Consider the following 22,802-nt stretch of genomic DNA (forward strand, 5'->3'; position numbering starts at 1 on the left):
ATTTTACAAATCTACTTGGTTTTTTTAATAGTTAAGTATCTAAAAATCGTGGAAGTCGACCAAGCATACTAGGAAGGACACTAACATGGTCTTCCTCATCAAATTTCACATATTGAGTGTGAACGTTCTGTTCGCTTAATCGCTTCAGTCGTTCAGCCGCTAAATCAGCTCCCTCTAACATATCTGGAAGCTCGTTAGCACCGATTGTGAGTAAGAAATTAATAGTATGCTGACCTTTCCAATCTTCAAAAAATTGGTCTATTACTTTTAGTACCGCATTGTCAGCCCACCACACAGAGGGACTGCCAGCTACAATATGACTGAATAAATGAGGTCTTGCACATAAAGCATATAGTGTGAAAAGACCACCTAAGGAATGACCAACAACCGCTTGTTTCTTTTTGTTGATGGGCCATTCTTTTTCGACAGTAGGCATTAGTTCATGTTCAATAAAGTCTAGAAACTGGTTGGCTTTGCCGTTTGGTGGCCAAGGGGTTCCATCTGGACGTGCTGGCAGCTTTCCATCACTAACAGGCAGGGTAAAATCATTGCAGCGTCGTTCCATATCAAAGGGTTCCTTAGAGGGATAGCCAATACCAATAACAAGAATGGGCTCATAGCCTTTTGGTTTGCGCGTTTGTAATTTTACCGCCTCTGCAAGCGTTGGGAAAAGAGCGTCTCCATCTAGTACATAAATAACAGCATAACCATCTGCTGGTGGTGCATCTGTCGGGTTAGCAATTAATATTCGATAATCTAACTGGTTGTGGGATGTCATGACATATTCAAAATAAGTTTCTGATACATACGGTTTCTTTATCTTTGTTGTCATGGTGCTAAAAACTCCAATACATCGTCTATCACTTTCTCTTGTGCATGAATACCACCATTTAGCCAATAATCCTCAGATGTTTCAAATACCTGATTACTTTTGAAGGCATCTGTACTTTGCCAGATAGTACTGTCCTTCAGTTCATTAATGAATGAATTTCCAAGATTGCCATCATTGATCAGGAAAATATAATCGGCATCTAGCTCAGGGAGAATTTCCAAAGATACTTCAAATGCACCGTTTTTCACGTAGCTACTTTGCTCGAATCCTAATTCATGTGTTAACACATACCCACTGAAATATTCATCTGTCATGAAAAACATCCCTTTGGCGTTAAAGCGAATTAACGCTACTTTTTTGCCTTCCGTTTTGGAAGCCAGCTTTGATTTTGCTGCATCCACCTTTTCTTGATAATTCTGTATAGCTTGCTGTGCTTTAGCGGGCTCGTCTAGTAATTGCCCTAACACTTTAATTGAACCTTCTATATCAGTTGCTGCATTTTTGAACACATAGGTTGGCGCAATTTTTGCGTATTTTTCATATGTGCCATTTTCAATATAAAACGAATTATGCAAAACAATTAAGTCTGGCTTATCTGCCATAATCGTTTCAGGAGATGGGGGGCCGCTTGCAAAGCTAATTTCAGGTATGCCTTGTAGCTGATCCTGTAAATAGAGCTGTGGTTTAACACCATTCGACCATTGCATAGTAGGCTTAATACCAAGAGCTAGTAAGGAATCCTCCAAAACAGGTGCGAATATTTTAGTGGGCTTAGCTGGTAATGTTACTTCATTGCCAGCCTCATCCTTTATGGTTAATGGATAAACTTTTTGCTCCTTACTATTGTTTGAGTTTACCTGTGCTTCTACCTTTTTTTCGTTATTGCTTGATTGGGTATTGCAGGCAGAAAGTAATCCAATAGCTAGCATTAAAGTGGCTAGAATATAGACAGATTTTATAATCGTTTGATTACGACCATTGTGTTTCATTGTAGTTCAATGTCCCCTTCCATTGATAATCATTCTCAAATGGAATTATAATTCACTATCGGATACGATACCATGGACGGGGACAGGAAAAGAGTTTGGATTTTTTCCGGTTAACATGAGCAACATTTCATCTAACATTCGATTTATCGCAATAGCAGAGTATTCAAACCAAGGATTTGATGGCAAAACATAGACATGTCCATTTTTTACAGCTTGGAGCTCTTTCCAACGATCAAGGTATTGTAAAGTAAGCCAATAATTTCTAGTCTGAGAATCTGGACATACGATAAAAAGTAAACGATCTGGGTTTATATCTACTAGCTGATCAAGCGTAATTAGCTCGTTACATGTTTGCTGTTGCCCATCAATAGGGGAGAGCTGCAAATCTGTAAATAGGACATCCTGAATCCCTTTATTGCAATATAAAAATAATTGATCGCCACATAATCGTAGAACGGCAAAACTATCTTCCTTGGTCACTCGTTTAATTTCTTGCTTAGCCTCTAATACCTTTTGTTCGTAGGACTGTATGAAATACTCACACACGCTTTGCCTTTTGACAGCAACGGCTATTTCTCTTAGTTGTGTTCGCCAATCCTTAGCTTCAATATAAACACTTTTAATGCCAAATGTTTGAAGCCAACCAAGCATGGAAAGAGAGGGCTCTTCTTGAAAAATATGAATATCAGGCTTAGCGGAGGTTAATTTTCTAAAGTTATCCTCTGATTCTGCATCAAATATATTCACATGCACTTGGATTTTGTCCTGATAATGATTGTAATAATAAGGACTCCATTTAGCATTCAGTGGAGCCGCAACGGGAATGATGCCAAGAGCTAGTAAGTTTCCGATAGTGGACACTGAAAAGGTAGAAATACGCTGGCGTGCTAATTTACTAAAAGCGGAGGGTGAAACCCCCACCTCCTTTTTAAATTTACGGCTAAAATAAAATTCGTCACTGTAGCCAACTTCTCTAGCAATTTCACGCAGTAATAGGTCGGTATCACGCAATAATTGTTTGGCATGTCCAATACGCAGCTCTGTTAAGTAATCTGTGGCACTTAGCCCAAATGCCCTTTTAAATGCCTCTCCAAAGTAGCTAGAACTAAGACCAGAAATGATTGCGAGATGCTCAATCGTCAGAGGCTGGTGATGATTTTTAGCAATATAATCACGTATATCCTTTAATGATATTTGCGTCGTCATTCGATCTGTCATACTTTCTGTTTTCATATAAAATGTCACCCCTTGAATTTATATTACTTTGCAGTAATTATTAATCTCGGTAAAGCGCCAAGTAATTTTTCTCTCGTAAAGGCATCGTTATAATTCCACTTTGTTGCATCTACTAAATATACGTGGTTGTTCTGTACAGCCTTGAGGTCCTTCCAAATATCGCTATTCATCAATTTCATCGTGGCCATTTGCGAGTCGGGTTTATCCGATAAAAGCAAGAAAATTCGATCACCAACATACTTTGGTAACTGATCTATTGGTATTTCTTTATATCCATTGCCTGTTTGAAGCAATTCTTTTACTTGCTGGTGAGGCTGAAATCCATCTGGATGAAAAAGAGCAGGAGCTAGACCTGTACAGCCCATGACATAAAGGCGTTTACCATGATCAAAGGTCAAGACCGTTGCTGTTTCACCTGGGTCTACGACTGATTGGAGCTTTTGCCACATCGTTTTTTCTTGGACTTTATAGCGGGCTAGCCAATCTTCTGCACGTTGTTGTTGGCTAAGCCATTGTCCTAATAGAAGGATGCGTTCCTCTAAAGAATCCCAAGAATTTAAGGTAATAGTTGGAGCAATTGATGATAGTGCTTGATATTGCTGCTCATCATTATTTGTAAAGATAATTAAATCTGGGTTTAGCTTTGAAGATTTTTCAAGATTAATGGGAAAGGCAACATCTTGAATATAAGGAACATGGTTTTTATAAAAGGATTTACTAATAGACTTCTTGTCACCGCCTATTGGTTGAACATCAAAGATCAGCATATCCCCAAACGTTTCTCCGTGATAAATAATTCGGTGAGGTGCGGATGGGATCGTGACTTCATGTCCTGTCCAATCTTTTACAACCGTTCGTTGCCTATATTTTCGGGCAAACTGTTTTGGCGGAATACCGATCACCTGTCGGAAGCGGCGATTAAAATAATATTCATCATCAAATCCAACTTGTTGTGCAATATCCTTTAATGGCTCATTAGTTTGTAATAATAATTCCTTTGCGTTAGTAAGACGTAATTCTGTAATATAATCTAGCGGCTTCTTCCCCGTTAAAGATTGAAAGATTGTACTATATTGCCATTGGGCTATATGAGCAAGTTCAGCTAACATCTTAACGGTTAAAGGCTGTTGATAATATTTATGTACATAATTGATCGTTTCCTCGACTGCCTTCGTCATAGTTAATTGGACATTTCTATGAAGCTGATGTTCAAATAATAAATTTAATAGTTCATATAAAATACCTTGCTGTTTAAAATAATCCGATTGGGTCTTTAATTGATACAGATCTTGTGTAAGACGGATAAATCGTGTATTCGGATAAACGGTATGCTCCACTTCATCAGAAAAAATAGGTCCTAGATAAGGAGAAGGGAGCTCCAGTTGTAGCTGGAAAGCCGTAAAGGTTATTTTATAGAAGCAGAATTCATTTGTTAGATCCGATAAATCGATCATGGAATGAGGTTGTATAAGAAAAATCTTTCCTTTGGTCACCAAATAGGGAATGTCATCTATTGTTAATGTCCCACAGCCATCCGTAAAAAGTATCATGGTATGGTGTGATGGGCAAATAAAAGGGTAGCTCTGTGAAATACAGTCAATATCTTCTAAATGAAATAATAAATTATGTCTAAAAGAATGATTGTCTTCCATTTATTCACATCCTTGCTAAATGAAAATGATTATCAATTAACTTTATTGTATAAAAAGTAAAGAGACATTTCAACAAAGATGAAATGTCTCTTTAAATCTATTTTTTTAACATAGTAGGTAATTCGGTTAATAACCATTCTCTAGTTGAGGCATCGCTATCACTTTTTTGAATATCAATTGTGTAAACATGCCCATTTTTTACAGCAGGTAGGTTTTTCCAAATTGGACTATTCATCATTTCTTTTGTCGATTGTTTTGCTTCATCATCTACTGGTGTTAGGATGAAAATTCGATCGCCAGCATATTCAGGAAGAAGCTCTGTAGAAATTTCAGCAAAGCCTGTGCCATCATCAAGTATTTTTTGAATCTTATCACCAGGCTTAAGAACATTTGAATCGTATAAAACTTGAGAAAGCCCTGCACGTGCCATTACAAATAATCGATCACCTGGATAATATGTTAATACAGATGCAGTTTCATCTGGTTTAACCGTCCCATCAGCCACAAGCGACTCCCACATTTTATCCGCTTTTTCTGTATAATCAGCTATCCATTGAGCGGCTTCTTCTTTTTTATTCAGTATATCGCCCAGTTCCGTTAAACGTTGGTTCAAAGGTGCGAACGTATCAAACACTATAGTTGGAGCAATTTTAGAAAGCTGTTCATATGTTTTATCATCGGCAGTACCAATAATAATAAGGTCTGGCTTTAATGACAATGTTTGCTCTACATTAATCGGAAAACCAACGTCCTCCACATCTTTTACACGATCTTCCCAAGCATAATCAGTAATCCAGGAGAATCCTGCACCAACTGTTTTGAAATTTAATGCAAGCACATCCCCGTATCCTTCGCCATGATAAACTACTCTCTCAGGATTCACAGGGATTTCTACCTCATGACCTAAATAATCCTTATAAATACGTGTTGTCGGTTCTGACGTTGCTGTCTCTTTTTGATTAGTATCTTCATTGTTAGAACCACAAGCAGCCAATAGGACTCCAACCAGTAGTAAGAGGCTACAAATGAACATATGTCGATTTACTTTTTTCATATCTTTTCCTCCGTAATTGATAATCATTATCATACGTTAGCATAAATTAAACCTTATTTTAGAACAATGGACAAACTAAATATAGTTCATTGAGGTTTATCCAAAAATCGCATTGATGTGGGCTGAGCCCACGAGACTTTAAAGAACCATGAGCATTTTCAAACATATGAAAAATTTTTTGAGCATATGGGGAAGGGATAATAGAGCTAAAATGATTAAAGTTGGCGGAGAGTAACAATCATCCTTTTATGTTGAAATAATGTGTTTCATGAACATTTAGCCGTTTAATTAGTATAATCAGCGATGTAAAAAATTTTGAATAAACAAGGCAGTAACGACAAAAGGTGAATTGTTCCATAATTTTACAGATGAAATGTAACGGAAATTTGTATAAGGTATAAAACTTTTTGGATAAGATATAAAATTACACTTCCTTATTTAGAAAAATATGGTATTATAAAAATATACAATAATTTACATAGGAGGTTATTTTATGTTAAAAAATTTAATATTACCATTTGTGATTTTACTATCTATAGTTACCGTTGCATTTACAATGGATTCGCAGACAGCAGCAGCAGCAGAAGAAGAAGTAGTAGATTTAGAAGAGGTAGTTAATCCAGAAGAAATAGAAGTAGATTCAGAAGAGGTAGTTAATCCAGAAGAAATAGAAGTAGATTCAGAAGAGGTTACACCTTATTTTGTTAATGATTTCCGATATCGAAAGGTAAATGTAAAAACATTCAATGAATGGTCGGGCTATAAAAGAGCTTCTGATAATATAACGACAGGCAAAGGAGGCGGTTCTATTACAGCAACCAAAAGTGTCACTTTTGGAACTGATGTATCTGGAGCAATAGATGGACTAGGAATATCAACTTCAAAATCTATCACTAGCTCGATAGGATATACATTGAATGCTGACCCTAATAAAACCGTTTATATGGGATATAGAGTATATTATAAAGTGGAAACGGGTACTAGAGAGTATTATGATTTAGTAACTGGAAAAGTACTGAAAAGTAATAGTTATACTGTTAAGGTTCCACAATATGGAGAATTTAAATTAATAAATGCTAAGTAACAATTAATTAAAACAAGACTAGCTAATATAGTTAGTCTTGTTTCAATTTTGTAGAGAAGAAGTATCCTAATTTTGAAAGTGAATATAGTAAAAAAATAACCATTAAATTTCTGGATATTACATATCCATCAATTGCAAGATCATAACCTTTTGGTATTAAAATACTGCTATTTAACAGAATGTATATTGCGGATAATATAGGAATTATCATACATGAAAGTCCTAATAACTTGTATTTATTGTCCATAATTTTCCTCATCTCCCAATTTTATTATTTATATTATTTTAACATTTTTTTTTGACTTTTAAAATTTTAATTTTAGTTATTTAACAGTTGTTTTACGAGACATACTTTGAGTCCTCATTTTTGTAAGGAGTACAGGCACTGCTTCAATTGTATATGTAATGAATTTTCAATTAATCAATCTGTAACAGATAATAAATAAAGTAATCATAAAGTAATGTAATATATGTCACACTTTTTTGGCTTAATTGCTCCTCAATAGCGAAAACAACTAATAATTTTTTCCTTAGCAGTAATGTACCCATAGAAAAACTGCCTCCCAAATTGTAGAACTTGTCTAATGTTTGGGGGCAGTTTAAGGCTGCTAAATGTATTTCTACTTAGCGATACTATCTAACACATTTTCAATGATTTGGCGATTGGCAATGGCCCCAGAATATAACCAGCTTGAGCTTTGGTCAAATTCATAAACGTGGCCATTTTTTATGGCGGGTATATTTGCTAGGAGAGGATCACTTAGTAATGTAGAACTGCCTGCACGATCACTGTTAATAACAAAGAGATAGTCTGCATCTATTTGTACGAATTTTTCTAAAGATACTTGTGACCAATCACCAGCAGCAGAAGCTGATATTTCTTTCACTAGGCTAGGAGTTTTTAGCCCAAGATCCTCATAAAGAACAATACCACTCGAGGCTGTATTGCTTACCATATAAATTGTATTGTTAATATTCCAGATGACAGTGGCGGAAGGGTTCCCCACTTTATTGTGAATATCCTCCTTTGCCTCTTTAGCAAATTGATCATAATCTGTAAGGACTTCCTTTGCTTTATCTACTTGATTAAAAATTTCTCCCACTTTCAGAAGCTTATTACGCCAATTATTATCTTCTGCCCCCATTACATATGTAGGCGCAATTTTCCTATATTGCTCGTATTTTTCCCCTTCTGCGATTTCTGATGAACCGATTACAATTAAATCTGGATTAAAGCTTGTAACTGCTTCAAAGGGAAGGTCAAACGCAATTGTTGGAATGTCCTTTAATGATCCCTGAAGGTAGTCTTGAATAGACGTCCCACCTTTTACTGACCATTGTGCTACTGGCTTAATACCTAAGGCGATGAGGTGATCTTCTAGGTAGGGTGCAATAATACGCTGGGGACTTTCGGAGACTGTTACTTCATTACCTAATGAATCTGTTAATACACGATTTGAGTGATCAACGTTAGCCTTATCTGCTGATGGAACTGATTGATTTCCACATGCAGCTAAGAGCATCGAAAAAATGAGAATACCTGTGAAGAAGGAATTCTTTTTTAAAAAATTTGTCAAAGCTATAATCCTCCCAATGCAATTGATTTCTAATATTCTATTCCATTATAATGATAATGATAATCAATATCAATGGAGAGATTAGGAGATAGAACTAGAATGTACAAAGATAATGAGTTACTGTGCCAATTTTTTTATCAACCTATTCAAATTATGAAACTAGAAGAACTATTATGCGATAAGAGAGGGCGTTTGGCATACCCATTTATCATTGTCGTTTATGAGGGTCATGCCATCTATACGCTCCAAGGTCGACAGCTTCAGCTTAGCTCAAATTCTGTTATGTTTGTGGATGATGGAGACGATTTTCAACTACTTAAAGCAAATGAATGTATAGGGGTTGTCATTATATACCGTGCATATGGCCCGAATATAGTTAATTTATTACAAAATACCACTTTAATGGTACATTGCCCATATCGTCTCATGAATTTAGTCAAGGAAATAGAAAGAGAAGCAAAGATTACAGTTGAAAGTAATCCGTTTCGTTTACAAAAACTATTTGCTGAAATGTTAGAAGAACTGTACAACCATTTACGTACTAACAAAGAACAAGAAGGTTTGTGGATTGATAGGGTACTTGATTATATGAATCTACATTTCAATGAAGATCTAACAAGAGAGCAAATGGCTGAAAAAGCGCAGGTAAGTCCTGAACATTTTTCTCGTACGTTTCATAAGCACACTGGATATACGTATAGCGAGTATTTAACATTATTAAGGATAAGGGAATCTCAGAAAAAACTATTATTAGGGATGCCAAAATTAGATGATTTAGCCCAAGTAGTAGGCTACAGAGAGGGGACCTATTTAAGTCGGAAATTTAAAGAAATTGTCGGTGTATCGCCTACAGTTTATTATCAAAAATCGAAACGTCTTATTGTACTGAATGCCAATCATACTGCCTGCTTACTGGCCCTAGGGATTACGCCAGTATTGGGGGTGTACTCTCCATTTTTGGAAAATATTAAGTCTGTTCCATCCTCGCAGAAACTTACAGGCTATGAGCAAGATATTGCTTCGAATTATCAGGAAATAATAGCTGCTTGTCCTGATGTCGTTATTAACTATAGTGGAAGCATGGAAAAGCAGGCTCTACTGTCAATAGGCCCTGTTTTTGAGCTATCCTGTAGACAATTAAGTTGGCGCGAACAATTTGGACTAATTGCAAATTTAGTAGATAGACGAGAAGTGTACAATCATTGGCTTCGACAATATGATGAACAGATAGTTCACTGTAACCAGCTTCTTGATCGACGATTTGGGGCAAGGGGTACCGCTATTGTTTGGGAAATAGGTAGTCATGCAGCTTATTGTCTAAATAGTAGTCATGGGAGGGGAAGCCATATACTTTACGAGGATTTAGGGTTTAGTCGGCCGGACGAAATTGTCGCACATAATATAGAAAAGACAGGATATTTAACAGTAAATATTGAAGAAATCGTACATTTTCCAGCTGATTATATTTTTGTTACGGCACTTCCAACAAAAGATTCAGGAAAAGAGAGTCTCTTAGCAGTATTACACTCTGATAAATGGAAGTCGCTGGCGGCTGTCCAAAAGAAACAGGTGTATTTTATGAACCAGTATGAAACATTTTATGGGTATGATCCATTATCTACAGCAGTTCAATTACAAAAATTGATGGAAGTACTGACATCATAAAATAACATGGCAATAAATCACTTTCATGCATAGACAGTTATTTGGCATTCTTCTACAATTATTGAGAATGATTATCAATTGTTGTGTATGGAGGGAAAAAATTGTTTAAACAAAATAGAAAGATTGTAGGACTATTATTTCTGCTCATAATGCTTATGTTAACAGCTTGCGGCCAAGAGGAAAGGGCAGCTAATCCAACTGGAGAGCAAGATGCGAAAGAAGCAGAGACAAAAACGGTTCAGACTATAAAAGGTGATATTGTTATTCCGTCTAATCCGAAGCGAATTGTAGCAGAGGAATATATCGCAAGTCTACTTGTTTTAGATGTGAAGCCCATAGGAGCTCCTGGTTTGGCTCTTGAAAATTATTATGTTAAGGATGCATTAAAGGATGTAGAGGATATCGGTGTTTATGGGAAACCATCCATTGAGAGGATTTTAGGACTCAAACCTGATTTGATTATTACTGGCAATGGAGAAAACTATGATGCTTTAAGTAAAATTGCTCCAACTGTAGTTATCCCATACGGGGAATTGAAAAATGCGCATGAGGAGCTTACATATTTCGGTGAGTTACTTGGAAAAGAGCAAGAAGCAAAGGATTGGCTCTCCCAATATGATCAGAAGATTGCTGATGCTAAAGCACAGGTAGATGCGATTATCCCAGAGGATGCAAGCTTTTCTATTATTGAGGATGCAGGTAAATCTATTTATGTTTATGGTGATAACTTCGGTCGGGGAGGACAGCCAATCTATCAGTCACTTGGTCGAAAGCTACCAGCTAAAAAGGCAGATGAAATTATGGAAAAGCAGTGGGCGGAAATTTCTGAAGAAGTATTGGCAGATTACGCAGGAGACTACATTATTTTGACTTCGAATGATAGAACGGTTGAAGATTATAAGAAAGATCCAATATGGGGAAATTTACCGGCTGTGAAAAATGACCATCTTTATGTTTGGCCAGAGGAACGTTCATGGTATTATGACCCAACAGCGGTCTTGGCTCAAGTTGAGGAATTAACAAATTGGCTACTGAATAAAAAATAGTAGAAAATGGTGAGCGATTATTTAGTTTAACCGTCTCAATTAAGAAACTTATAGAAGCATCTTTCCTAGTGAAGATGCTTCTTTTTATTATTACATTTTTTGATATTATTGAGAATGTTTATCATTTATAATGTTTACAAGAGGGGGCATTCTATTATTTAACTTGAAAGGTGTGTATACAAACAGTGAATATAGATGATCATATCCTTCTGTGGAAGTCTGCTACTATCCAAGTGTTTGATATACGGTATATCAAGATACATGGTGATGAGCAGCCTAGCTCATATCGTTTACCAGCTAGCGGCTTCCTGTACGCTATCAAAGGGAAAGCTAATGTAATATTAGACAATAAATCTTATAAGATAGAAAGTTTTAATATAGCGCATGCTGTTAAAGGAAGCTGCCTACATATTAGTGCTGTAGAAAATAGTTTAGAGTACTACTTAATTCTCTACAAAGCGACGTTGCCTATTACATCTAGGAAAGACATGCTAGTGCTATGGGAACGCGAAAAACCTGTTCAGCTTCAATATGTTTTTCAAGTTACAAATGCACTTACATTGCAGGAAAAAATAGAAACTATGCATCGAGAGTGGCTCAAACAGAATAATCTAGGACATTTCCATGTCAAAGCACTTTTCTACCAAATTATTTATGAACTTTTGCAGCAATTACATCAACAGCATGTCAATGTGCAACAGCCAGATCCCGTGGAGCAAATTCAAAATTATATAGATGAATATTACAGTCTACCAATTACTCGAGAATCACTTGCCCAAATGTTGAATTATAGTGTGCCCTATATAGCTAAGCAATTTAAACAAAAGACGGGTAGAAGTATTATTGATTATCTTATTCAAATAAGAATTCAAAAAGCGCGGCAATTATTAATACATACAACTTTAAGCTTGCAAGAGGTTGCTTCGAGTGTTGGCTATGAAGATGTTTCTTATTTTATCCGTATTTTTAAAAAGCACAGTGGTCTAACCCCCATGAAATTTAAACAGCAACCAAATCAACATAAATCGTATCGTCCTATGTATCGGCTTTCTTTGTCTAATGATAAAAAGTGGATACAACATTATATTGGTAATGATAATTATTATCAATATAAACAAAAAGGAGATTTACTGATGAATAAAAAGACAAAGTCCTCTATGATGACGACTTTATTGCTATGTTTCACTTTATTGCTAAGTGCATGTTCTGGTAGTGCTATGAATACTACCAATAATGGAGAGACAAAGGCGGCAACCAATCAGGCAGCGGAAGTGCAGTCCACAACGAAAATCGTTTCTACTGTGAAAGGGGATGTAGAAATTCCAGTTGACCCGAAACGTGTCGTAACGGATACGTATCCTGGTTTTTTATTGACCTTGGGCATAAAACCAGTAGGTACACAGGAGCTTTATATGAAAAGCCCTTATTTAAAAGACTATAACGAAGGAATTACTTATTTTGAGGATTCCCTTGAAGCCGTAGTAGATTTGAAGCCAGACCTTATTATTACAGGTGATGAAAAGAAATATGAAGCCTTTTCTAAAATAGCCCCTACCGTTTTAATACCATTTACTTTAGAAATGGATGAGACATTGGAGGAGTTTAGTAGAATATTTGATAAAGAGGAAGACGTGAAGGCATGGTTAGATGACTATCATCAGAGAGTAGCAAAAGCCAAACAAACCGTTCAAAATATTATAAGCAAGGATCAAACTGTTACTATTCTAGCTGGCGGGGCAAAAAATGATATAACATTATACGGTAATGGCTATACAGGGCGATCCTTTTATGATGGGCTTGGACTAACGCCACCCCCAAAAGTAATCAATGATATGGATCCTGAAAAACCTTGGTTGCAATTATCCCCTGAATTACTTACAGAATATGCAGGTGATTATATTTTTGTGGCAGTTGATAAAGCAACAGAAACATACGATTATAAAAGTGAACCTGTTTGGAAAACACTCGATGCCGTACAGAATGATCAAATTTTCGAAATCGATGGATGGAGTTTCTGGTTTTCAGATCCAATTTCTATACTTGGGCAAATCGAAGAAGTAACGGAAATGATCGTCCTACAAGTTAAAAAAATAAAAGATAAGTTCAAAATCACTCTAGCATTGTATAGCCAGAGTGATTTTTTATTAATATCTATTTATTAAAAAATATAATTGAGAACTATTATCAATTGTAATAAACTTGGAGTAGCTGAATGGAAAGGAATGATAAAGAATGCTACCTGATGAGGAGTTTCTATTTCTTTGGAATCATGCCACAACAAAAATACTAGATATACGTTATGAGCTATTCAAACCTGAGGAAATTGGTAAATTGTATAAATTACCTGCTAATATGTTTCTTTATGCTACAGGAGGTAGTGCAGATATTTATATAGACTTAAACAAATATACACTAGAGGGCTTTCATCTTATACACAGTGGGAAGGGCTCTACTCTGCAAATCATGGCTAAGGATAAAGGATTTGAATACTATATGGTATTCTATCGAGCCTTCATTCCTTTAGCTTCTAATAAAAGGGTAGTAGCTGCCGTGTATAGAAATAATCCTTTCAACTATCAATACGGTTTTGTACCAAGCTCACCTGTTACCATGTTCGAAAAAACACATCAAATGTATAGTAAATGGAAAAATGCCAGTAATCTAGATAAATTTACAGTTAAATCACTATTTTATCAATTTTTAAATGAAATTTTTATACAGTTAGATCAAGAGAGTCTCGACATACCAAAGTTGAATGTCTCTTATCAAATTCAAGCATACATAGAAGAAAACTTCGCAAAATCATTGACGTTAGACACAATTGCCAAGGCATTACGTTATAGTCCATCACATTTATCTATTCAATTCAAGCAACAGATAGGCTGTAGTCCTATTGAGTATTTAATTCAGCTAAGAATCGGAAAGGCTTCCACTTTGCTTGTGGAGACAGATGCTAGCATACGTGATATCGCTATGGGCGTTGGCTATCATGATGTTTATTATTTTAGTAGACTATTCAAAAAAAGAGTAGGTATCTCACCCATAAAGTTTCGCCAAAAAGAACAAATAGATCATCTAGTAAAGGATAGTCCTTCAATGTCTGAAAGATACTCCATTGTCGATTGGAGCTTCCAAGATTATATTGAGAATGGTTATCAATATAAAGGAAGGAAGTATGAATCAATGAATAAAAGAGGATTATCAACTATTGCAACACTTTTTCTATGCTTAACACTTTTACTAAGCGCTTGTAGCAACGGAACATCTACGAATACGGGGAGCGAGGGAAAGACCTCTGTTGCACAAACAGCAACTAAATCACAAACAAAGGTTGTATCCACTATTAAAGGGGACGTTGAAATACCCGTTAATCCTGAGCGAGTAGTTGTGATGTATTATACTGGTGACGTCCTAGCATTTGGTGTAACACCTGTGGGATCTTCTAAGATACAGGACGGCGCTGCATTTGAGGAGGCATTAAAAACAGTCGAAAGTTTAGGTGAATGGTTTGAGCCGAATGTTGAGGCAGTGATTCAATTAAAGCCGGATGTCATCATTATTCCAAAGAATGAAGAACTATATGGGCAGATGAAAAAAATAGCTCCAACTATTGTGATAGATGACGCCACAACATCTCTAGATCAACGTTTAGAAAAAATTGGAGAAGTGCTGGGGAAAGAGAAAGAAGCAAAAGATCTTTTGACTAATTTTTATACAAAAGTAGAAGACAGTAAAGAACAGCTAAAAGCGGCGGGTGTATTAGATAAAACAGTTAGTATTATGGAAGGCGGCAAAGGGAAAATGTCAGTTGTAACAAGTTATACCTTCGGACGTGGTTCTCAAGCATTGTATGAATATTTAGGAATGCGTGCGCCAGAAATTATTCAACAGAAAATAGATGATAAGAATAATACTCAGGAGGCGATAGATGTATCCTTAGAAGTATTAACGGAGTATGCAGGAGATTATGTTTTTCGTTCATCATATGAAGGGATGGTAGATTTAACTGACCATCCAGTTTGGTCCGCTATTCCAGCTGTTAAAGAAGGCAGACTTGTGGAAATTGATTTTGGTTTTTGTTACTACAACGATATATATTCATTAACTAAACAGCTTGATTTCATTGTAAATCGTCTATTAGCTACAGCAAATTAAATAAAGGGTGCCTCGTAAATGGACAACAGGTTAAGGGAGGCGCTTTAAGAAAGCACTAAAGAAACCTTTGAAATGGGTATCTTTAGTGCTTTTAACTGTTTAATTTCTAATAATTTGGAATGTCCCAGGTGTCATTGTTTGGATAATATGACGGTTTCCACTAATGATATAGTCGGCTGGTACTTGCTTGCCAAAGTCATTTAAGTGATTGATCGATGAGCTTGCTGATAAACCTTCAATAATAATCTCCATGTTCGCATCGAATTTAACTTGCTTTTTATTTAATGTAGCCTGAAGAGTAATGCGATCTCCCCTTTTTGTTACTTGAATGTCGATTACACCTTCATCTTCATTGATTAATGTATAAAGTGGCGGAATGATAATTGTTATTTTATCCTTTGTTGTTAAAATAAAGCGTTCTGTATCAATCTCTGAATCAGAAACATTTATTTTGGCTTTATAAATATTCTTGCTTTTCGTCATAGCCGTTGTTTTACCTGGTAGAGCTACCATATCTGATAGTACAGGTGTTTTAGGGACGTTCCCTTTTGAAGGGAGTGTATATTTCCCTTGAACAAAATCAACCAAAGTCCAAACATTTGGCACGAGTTGCTGCTGTACAGGTGTTAGAGCTTCAAATGACGTTTTTACTTCTTGTACATCCTGAGGGGTAGACGTTTTGGGTGATAGAGCTGCAATGGCACTTTCTACAGCCTTAGCAGCAGCCTTATCCTTCAATACAAGCTGTTCAGCGTCAAGTAGAAGTTGTTCAACCCCAGTAGGTAAAGAAACATATGAAAACCTACGTAAGGCATATAGCTCTGCTCGAGCATCAGCTACATCTTTATGGAAAGTTGGACGAGATGAATTAATGAGTTGAATTTTATTTACTACTTTATCAACTGTTGTATTAGGCGCAATATATGATGTTAATATTTTTTGCGCGGCTGCACTTACAAAAGTTTTTTGTGCTGCATTTAAGGTATTATACCAATCTCTTGTTTCCATGACATTTTGATAATAATTAACAGCTGTAGATTCTACTGAATATAACTTATCCTCAATTTGTGCCGCCAGCTTACGGTAAGAAATTCTTGTCTGTTGATGTGATGACAATGTGGAATAGTTTGTTACATACTGCTTTTCCAGCTCTGTTAGTGCATTGTAGGCTTTTAGTGCTGCCTCCAAATTTACTTGGAAGGTAGAGGTTGTGTAGTTAATATTGTTAATCAATTGTATAACATTTGACACGTTAGAATTGTAGTAAGAAGTACTGTATATGTATGCCACGCTTGGTTGTCCAGTCACATTAGCAGCAGATGCTGGTGCACTATAAAGGAGCGATGGGACCGCCACTAAAGACAGCAGGGCTAATTTTTTTTTATTTTTCATACTATGAGATGCCTCCTAATTATATTATTCGAAACGCAAATCTATCCAATATATGGTGTTGTATCAATTTTATCATAGCCTAGGATTTTTTTATGCATTTTTTGGTCGAATAGGTAGATTGGTTATGTGTTTTTAGTGAGAGTATATAACTTCAGTACCTATTTAAACGGCATTAAAAAAGAATTGTTTAAGTACTACCGGATAATAATGGGCTGTAATGACGAAAAATCATCTGACAGAGAAAATTTGAAAATGAGCGGCTAGGACAGTTTATTTTATAATGGAAAAAAATAATTAAAATATGGAATTTTTTCAGGAGGTTCACACTCCTATATCCTATTTCAGTAGATGTCTACAAATTGGATTATTTATCCTTCAAAAGTAATGCTATCCCTCAATTTTTTAGAAAAATAAACGATAATAAGTAAAGGAGTAGTTTTTAAGGAGGAGTAATAATGAGAATCGTGCTAATAGATGATGAATATTTATCAATAACGAGATTAAAAACCTTGCTTGAAGAAAGTAAGGTTCCAGGGATAGAAGTAGTTGGAGAATACACTGATTCTCTAAAAGCGATGGATGAGATACAGAGTCTACAACCAAGTGTTGTATTTTTAGATATAGTCATGCCGGATATGGATGGTTTAGCACTGGGGGAGAAAATTCAAGAATTATTGCCAGATGTAGAGATTGTTTTTACAACAGGGTTCGATCAATATGCTTTAGATGCCTTTAATTTACATGCCGTTGATTATTTATTGAAACCCATACAAATTTCACGTTTAGAAAAGACATTGGATCGTCTTGAACAGATTAATAATAAACACAAAAAAAGTTCGAGGAACTCTACAATTATTAATCTATTTGGCGGACTCCGTGTCGTATTACCAGACGGCCAAACACAAATTTTAAAATGGCGAACTTCCAAAGCGAAAGAGTTATTTGCCTACTTACTTAATCACCGTGATGAAATTATATATCGTGATACCATTTTAGAGTTATTTTGGCCAGAGTCTGATAGAGATAAAGCATCGAAACAACTTTATACGGCCATTTATACAATACGTCAAACATTAAAAAATTATGGGCTGGAAGGTGTGCAAATTTCAAGTCCATTGCTCAATTCAGGTTATAAACTTTTGTTGGAACAAACTGTTGTCGATGTAGAACAATGGTTGTCTAGCTTGAAAGCCTTACCTTCACTAGAAAAGTCAACCGTGGATCAGCATGAACAAGTATTCCAACTGTATACTGGTGATTATTTAGGGGATTGTGATTATCTATGGGCAGAAAGTGAGAAAGAGCGTTTAAGGCGACTATGGTTACATCATGCCCATCAGCTTAGTGAATTTTATATAACAAATGAAAACTATTCGGCTGCTATTAAGGTTCAGGAAACAGTTCAAGCTCTTTTTGCAGGTGAAGAGGAAAACTATTTCATCTTGATGAAACTTTACGATTTACTGAATAATGTAGCGGCTGTTGAGGAGCAATACTTGCTGTTAAAAAAAGCGCTTCAGGAGCATTTGGCTGTGGAACCAAGTGAGGAAATTGAGAATTGGTATAAAAGATGGAAGCAGACAAATGCGCTAACGCACATGAATGTTTAACTATATAGAATACTGATTATAAAAAGGACTCTTGCAGTTTGCAGAGTCCCTAGATTGAAAAAATAAAAGCCATTGAGAAGTTAACGCACGGTTGATGATATAGTTGTTGCTAGTTTTCGTCCTAACAGGTTTATGAAACTAATGGATCAAACGTTATATTCATTGATTTGTTTTGTCAGCATCATTGTTTTATTTTTCATGCTGAAAGAATTTAATCTTTCCCTTTTTTATACTGGCCTTTATAGGTTGAAATAGCGCTGTTTAAATAATTAATGACATATGAGACTTCGTAGTCAGAGAAATAATTATTAGATAAAAACGTTTCAGCGTATGATACGGCCGAGTCGAAAATGTACCATTCCATATATGTTGTCCAATTGGTATTAGACGATAAACCCGATCCATCCTCTGAAACAGTCACATATATCCCTTTTGCTTGATTAACAAGCGTTTGTAAGCTGTATTTATTACCATAATAATAATTATTATTATACTTAAAAGCACTCTTATAAGTCCAAATAGCATTGTTTAAGTTATTGATAGCACTGGTAATATCAGTTTGAGTAGCGTAATAATTATTAACAACTGCTTGAGCAGCTGAAACGGCGGAATCTATAGCGTTTCTCTCAGCTTGCGTTGTCCATGGATTATTATGGTAAACATCTGAGCCCCACGAAACCGTTACATACTGAATTGAATTAATTAAAGATTGAAGAGTAGCTTTATCGCTATTGCCGTAGCCATAGCCATATTTTAAGCCGTACTTTTGAGCAGTTTGATAGACGGATAAAGCATTTCTGTATTGTGTAATAGCATTCTTTACTTGTTCTTGTGAGGCGCTATTGTTGTTTGCTACAGCTCTGGCGCTGGTCACAGCAGAATCAAAAATATTACGATCAACCTGCATTGTCCATTTGTCAGTTGTTAAAATATCGTATCCATTTATAGAAACCTGTACGTAAGGGGGGGATGCTAGTAGCGTAGTTAGCTCTTTTTTATCAATAACAGGTAGGATAACGGAAACGCTTTTATTGTCCACTTGAACTTTACCCACCTGGTGTCCGGAGTTTAATGCTACTTTTGATCCGCCTTTGACAATGATTTGTTCAATTTTACCCTCGCCGAAAAGGTTGAAGTTTTCCTCTACATTGATTGTTAGCTTTTCCACATTTGCCTTCAACTCAAAAGTAGGAACTTTACCTCCTATATCAATTTTGGAAAGCGCTTGGTCAGAAGATATATTCACCTTCGTACGTGCTACATTGATAGTAGATGATTTCATATCTCTTAGCGTAACATACAGCCAGTCATTCTTCTTTATAATTAGTGGTTTTAGTGTAATCGTATCGCTCACAGAAACGTCATCAAGTGTAATAGCTTTTTTTACTCTGTTTGTAATGATTAGCTGACCATCAATTGTAATGTCTTGTATGTTTACATAATCTGCGTTCACAGTAACATCACCAGAAACATGAGCGTCACCCCCATCAAAATATACTGATTTTTTGCTCGTACCAGCTTTATTTAATGTTAATGATGTCACATCAATAATTTGCTTGTTTTTTACGACAATGGTGGCCGATGCATTCGTTAATGCTGTTTTGTTTGAATGATCAAAAAGGGGCTTTAAATCATTGTGGATTCTAAATGTACCGTTTGATGTAATGACCGTATCATTTGTAATGTTTTTAATCGTTACGGCATTGCCGACCACTTTTTTTGTTGCTGCAACTTGAAACTGTGCTTCATATAAGCTTGATTGATTTAGGGAAGAAGAGGCTTGTGCAGTAGACACTGGTAATACTAGTGTCGCTGTCATCGCCGTGGCTATTAATGTTGATAGCGCTTTATTTGTCATGCAAGTCACTCCAATCATTTTATCTAATAAATAATATACCATATTTTACTATAATTTAGTATTTTAAGTGTATGTTTTACTAATTGGTGCAACTCGAATGAGTCATAAGTACTTTGAAATATATAAGGAAAATCTATTAATATGCCTGTATTTTTATCTATAATTATGTAAATTTCTACTTTATTCGCTAAATATTTTATTGAGATACGACCTTCCATCCATTATGATTATTTATAAAAGTGGGGGTGTTTGTGATGAAGAAATCAAGAGGAATTGCATTGAAACTATCTTCCCTAATAATAGGATTGTTTCTAGTATTATTTTTATCCTATACAGTGACAACGGGGATTATTATAAAAAAGCAAAGTGTTAAAGATGCAGAGTATGGAACATTGCAAACGGCTGAATCATCAGCGGCGATTATGAGCGAGCGCTTTAAAAAAGCCAATACAACATTACAAACAACGAAACGGATCGTTGAAAGTATGGAGAAGAATAAGACGCTATCTACCAAAGGTGTTTTAGACATCATGGAAAATAATTTAGCCAATAATGATGATTTATTAGGGGTAGGAGCTATCTTTGAACAGAATTCTCTTATTGTAAACCCAAATGATGAGGCTACATTGGTAGATTCCAAAAAACGTTTTGGGCCATACTTAAGTAAAAATGGGAATGAAATAACGACCACTCTTATTGAAGGTGTAGATGATAAAAATGTATCCCAATGGTACTGGGTACCAAAAGAAGAGGGACGGACTGTTTTAACGGAGCCCTATGACTATAGTGTAAACGGTCAAACCGTACTAATGACCACAATTTCTGTACCATTAGTCAATGCTTCAGGGAAGTTTTTTGGTGTATTGACGGCGGATGTGTCGATAGATTATTTAAATGAGCTGACAATGTCTGTTGCTCCGGAAGGCGGCTATGCAGCAATTATTACAAATAACGGTGTACTAACAGCTAACAGTTTCGGTAAAGAGCTGGACGGTCAAAATATGCAAGATGACTCTGCTTGGACAAGCATAAGTAAGACAATGGAAAACGGCGAGCTAACAAGTATGTACATAGAGTCTAATGAACTAAAGGATAAAGCTTATAATGTGTTTGCTCCAATGATTTTAGAGGACATTGACGAAACTTGGACCGTTCAAATCGTATTAGCTGAATCAAAAATTTTAGAAACATATAACCATGTATTTGTATATACGATTATTGCATCCATTATAATGGTAGCCCTGATGACTGCTGCAAGTGTACTATTTATTTACAAACAGTTAAAGCCGCTCAAGTTTTTACGTGCTTCAATTGAAACAGCAGCAGCAGGAGATTTAACACAAAAAGTAGAGGAGAAATATATTAAACAAGATGAAATTGGGGCAGTCGCACTGGCCTATAATAATATGTTGGAAAAAACTAATAGTGCTATTAAAGCCGTGTTAAACTCCACGACTCTATTGAACCAATCTTCTAATCAGGTCCATGAGGCGTTTACTGAAATCGTGTCCTCTAGTCAAGAGGTATCAGTAGCCATTAATGAAATTGCACAGGGTGCATCGAAGCAATCAGAAGATACTGAAGAAACGAACTATCGTATGATGGATTTATCGGAACAAATAGACGCCATTACTGCACTTTCGAATGAAATGGACGATTTATCTCACAAGACAAATGTGACAACAGAAAAAGGCATGCAAGAGGTTCAAAGTTTACATGAACATAATATAGAGACGAATGAGATGAACGGCCGTATTCAGCAGCAAATGGAATCGCTAGCTTCTAATATTGCCAATATTAATCAAATTATTGCCTCCATTCAAAGCATTACGGAGCAAACTAATCTATTAGCTTTAAATGCAAGTATTGAGGCTGCACGAGCTGGTGAGCATGGAAAAGGTTTTGCCGTCGTGGCGGAAGAAGTAAGAAAATTGGCAGAGCAATCAAAAACTGAAACAGAAATTATTAAAAGCACGGTAGAAAGTATTTTAGAAAATTCTCAGCAAACAGTTGCAGTCATTGCATCAAATGCAGACTTAATGCAATCTCAAAATGAGTCCGTACAAAGCACGCAATTGGCCTTTAAAGATAATAGTGATTTGTCACGTGCAATTGCAACTTCTATTAGTGAACTAATGACACAGTTGTCTACTATGTTAGAGCATAAAAATCAAGCGATTATGTCCATTCAAAGTATTTCGGCAATCTCAGAGGAAACAGCGGCCTCTGCTGAGCAAGTAAGTGCCTCTGCAATGGACCAACAAGCTGAATTGCAAAAAGTGGCAGAGTCTATGCAAAATATGAATGATATCTCTAATGAACTGCAAGAGGTTGTTAATAGATTTAAGCTTGCGTAAAGAAAAAGGCCACCTAGAATCTAAAGGTAGCTCAGACTTTTTGATAAAAGGAATCGAGAAGATCATGCTCGATTCCCTTTTTATTTATCCTTCATTAAAAATAGTTCTTTGCTGCCCAATCATACACAGTCCTAAATGAATGAGTTTAGGTGATTCTTACATTGTGTACATTGTTCTCTTTCATTGATTTGATTTTTTGAATCTTTTCAACCATATGAACAAGGCGCGCCCCGTCCGTAGTGGAAGTCAACGGTTTTAATTATGAAAGTAAGTGGCATTGACCTAGTGCATGATC

16 protein-coding genes are annotated in these 22,802 nt (G+C 35.9%); 7 read left to right on the forward strand and 9 right to left on the reverse strand.

Translation table 11 applies throughout. The annotated features are described in order from the left end of the window. Window positions 1-31 precede the first annotated feature (31 nt). The 5 genes from PI85_RS13365 to PI85_RS13385 form a co-directional block, all read right to left on the reverse strand. The gene (locus tag PI85_RS13365) at window positions 32-832 is read right to left on the reverse strand and encodes an alpha/beta hydrolase (protein ID WP_036122262.1); all 801 of its coding nucleotides are present in this window, start codon (window positions 830-832) and stop codon (window positions 32-34) included. Continuing rightward, window positions 829-1,821, reverse strand: coding sequence for an ABC transporter substrate-binding protein (locus PI85_RS13370; protein WP_036122264.1), 993 nt, complete (start codon window positions 1,819-1,821; stop codon window positions 829-831). The genes PI85_RS13365 and PI85_RS13370 overlap by 4 nt, the downstream gene beginning before the upstream one ends. A gap of 45 nt (window positions 1,822-1,866) precedes the next feature. After that, window positions 1,867-3,054: an AraC family transcriptional regulator gene (locus tag PI85_RS13375; RefSeq protein ID WP_036122266.1), complete on the reverse strand. Its 1,188-nt coding sequence runs from the start codon at window positions 3,052-3,054 to the stop codon at window positions 1,867-1,869. Window positions 3,055-3,080: 26 nt separating this feature from the next. Next, window positions 3,081-4,709: an ABC transporter substrate-binding protein gene (locus PI85_RS13380; RefSeq protein ID WP_036122268.1), complete on the reverse strand. Its 1,629-nt coding sequence runs from the start codon at window positions 4,707-4,709 to the stop codon at window positions 3,081-3,083. A 97-nt stretch (window positions 4,710-4,806) separates the two neighbouring features. Next, window positions 4,807-5,763: an ABC transporter substrate-binding protein gene (locus tag PI85_RS13385; protein ID WP_036122270.1), complete on the reverse strand. Its 957-nt coding sequence runs from the start codon at window positions 5,761-5,763 to the stop codon at window positions 4,807-4,809. A gap of 493 nt (window positions 5,764-6,256) precedes the next feature. On the opposite strand from PI85_RS13385, the gene PI85_RS23610 reads away from it, so the two are divergent. Continuing rightward, window positions 6,257-6,847: a hypothetical protein gene (locus tag PI85_RS23610; RefSeq protein ID WP_052323522.1), complete on the forward strand. Its 591-nt coding sequence runs from the start codon at window positions 6,257-6,259 to the stop codon at window positions 6,845-6,847. 417 nt (window positions 6,848-7,264) lie between these two features. Here PI85_RS23610 and PI85_RS25060 read toward each other — a convergent pair whose 3' ends face one another. Both PI85_RS25060 and PI85_RS13395 read right to left on the reverse strand, forming a co-directional pair. Next, complete coding sequence (locus tag PI85_RS25060; protein ID WP_255350101.1) at window positions 7,265-7,396, reverse strand: hypothetical protein; 132 nt, start codon at window positions 7,394-7,396, stop codon at window positions 7,265-7,267. A gap of 71 nt (window positions 7,397-7,467) precedes the next feature. Then, a complete protein-coding gene (locus tag PI85_RS13395) occupies window positions 7,468-8,424 on the reverse strand; it encodes an ABC transporter substrate-binding protein (protein WP_036122272.1) in 957 nt (318 codons plus the stop codon). Window positions 8,425-8,523: 99 nt separating this feature from the next. Here PI85_RS13395 and PI85_RS13400 point away from each other — a divergent pair, with 99 nt between their 5' ends. The 4 genes from PI85_RS13400 to PI85_RS13415 all read left to right on the forward strand — a co-directional run bounded on the left by PI85_RS13400 (window position 8,524) and on the right by PI85_RS13415 (window position 15,290). Further along, window positions 8,524-10,089: an ABC transporter substrate-binding protein gene (locus PI85_RS13400; protein ID WP_036122274.1), complete on the forward strand. Its 1,566-nt coding sequence runs from the start codon at window positions 8,524-8,526 to the stop codon at window positions 10,087-10,089. A gap of 101 nt (window positions 10,090-10,190) precedes the next feature. Next, on the forward strand, window positions 10,191-11,135 hold the full coding sequence (locus tag PI85_RS13405) for an ABC transporter substrate-binding protein (RefSeq protein ID WP_036122281.1): 945 nt from the start codon (window positions 10,191-10,193) through the stop codon (window positions 11,133-11,135). A 185-nt stretch (window positions 11,136-11,320) separates the two neighbouring features. Next, on the forward strand, window positions 11,321-13,297 hold the full coding sequence (locus PI85_RS13410) for an AraC family transcriptional regulator (protein WP_144422601.1): 1,977 nt from the start codon (window positions 11,321-11,323) through the stop codon (window positions 13,295-13,297). Between the two features lie 70 nt (window positions 13,298-13,367). Then, a complete protein-coding gene (locus tag PI85_RS13415) occupies window positions 13,368-15,290 on the forward strand; it encodes an AraC family transcriptional regulator (protein WP_036122282.1) in 1,923 nt (640 codons plus the stop codon). 99 nt (window positions 15,291-15,389) lie between these two features. On the opposite strand, the gene PI85_RS13420 is transcribed toward PI85_RS13415, so the two are convergent. Next, window positions 15,390-16,682, reverse strand: coding sequence for a hypothetical protein (locus PI85_RS13420; RefSeq protein WP_036122283.1), 1,293 nt, complete (start codon window positions 16,680-16,682; stop codon window positions 15,390-15,392). Between the two features lie 455 nt (window positions 16,683-17,137). Between PI85_RS13420 and PI85_RS13425 the strand changes: the two genes are divergently transcribed. Then, a complete protein-coding gene (locus tag PI85_RS13425; protein ID WP_036122284.1) occupies window positions 17,138-18,292 on the forward strand; it encodes a response regulator in 1,155 nt (384 codons plus the stop codon). Between the two features lie 211 nt (window positions 18,293-18,503). Here PI85_RS13425 and PI85_RS13430 read toward each other — a convergent pair whose 3' ends face one another. Further along, window positions 18,504-20,150: a hypothetical protein gene (locus PI85_RS13430; protein WP_042737490.1), complete on the reverse strand. Its 1,647-nt coding sequence runs from the start codon at window positions 20,148-20,150 to the stop codon at window positions 18,504-18,506. 254 nt (window positions 20,151-20,404) lie between these two features. Here PI85_RS13430 and PI85_RS13435 point away from each other — a divergent pair, with 254 nt between their 5' ends. Then, window positions 20,405-22,507, forward strand: a complete 2,103-nt coding sequence (locus PI85_RS13435) for a methyl-accepting chemotaxis protein (protein WP_036122285.1) — start codon at window positions 20,405-20,407, stop codon at window positions 22,505-22,507. Window positions 22,508-22,802: the final 295 nt, after the last annotated feature.

The organism is Lysinibacillus sp. A1, from assembly GCF_000801965.1.
Taxonomy (GTDB): domain Bacteria; phylum Bacillota; class Bacilli; order Bacillales_A; family Planococcaceae; genus Lysinibacillus; species Lysinibacillus fusiformis.

Bases quoted from the DNA above. Each gene is read 5' to 3' on its own strand.
- PI85_RS13425 (WP_036122284.1), top strand. From the start codon at position 17,138: ATGAGAATCGTGCTAATAGATGATGAATATTTATCAATAACGAGATTA.
- PI85_RS13385 (WP_036122270.1), bottom strand. From the start codon at position 5,763: ATGAAAAAAGTAAATCGACATATGTTCATTTGTAGCCTCTTACTACTG.
- PI85_RS13370 (WP_036122264.1), bottom strand. From the start codon at position 1,821: ATGAAACACAATGGTCGTAATCAAACGATTATAAAATCTGTCTATATT.
- PI85_RS23610 (WP_052323522.1), top strand. From the start codon at position 6,257: ATGTTAAAAAATTTAATATTACCATTTGTGATTTTACTATCTATAGTT.
- PI85_RS13420 (WP_036122283.1), bottom strand. From the start codon at position 16,682: ATGAAAAATAAAAAAAAATTAGCCCTGCTGTCTTTAGTGGCGGTCCCA.
- PI85_RS13365 (WP_036122262.1), bottom strand. From the start codon at position 832: ATGACAACAAAGATAAAGAAACCGTATGTATCAGAAACTTATTTTGAA.
- PI85_RS13375 (WP_036122266.1), bottom strand. From the start codon at position 3,054: ATGAAAACAGAAAGTATGACAGATCGAATGACGACGCAAATATCATTA.
- PI85_RS13430 (WP_042737490.1), bottom strand. From the start codon at position 20,150: ATGACAAATAAAGCGCTATCAACATTAATAGCCACGGCGATGACAGCG.
- PI85_RS13415 (WP_036122282.1), top strand. From the start codon at position 13,368: ATGCTACCTGATGAGGAGTTTCTATTTCTTTGGAATCATGCCACAACA.
- PI85_RS13400 (WP_036122274.1), top strand. From the start codon at position 8,524: ATGTACAAAGATAATGAGTTACTGTGCCAATTTTTTTATCAACCTATT.
- PI85_RS13380 (WP_036122268.1), bottom strand. From the start codon at position 4,709: ATGGAAGACAATCATTCTTTTAGACATAATTTATTATTTCATTTAGAA.
- PI85_RS25060 (WP_255350101.1), bottom strand. From the start codon at position 7,396: ATGGGTACATTACTGCTAAGGAAAAAATTATTAGTTGTTTTCGCTATT.
- PI85_RS13435 (WP_036122285.1), top strand. From the start codon at position 20,405: ATGAAGAAATCAAGAGGAATTGCATTGAAACTATCTTCCCTAATAATA.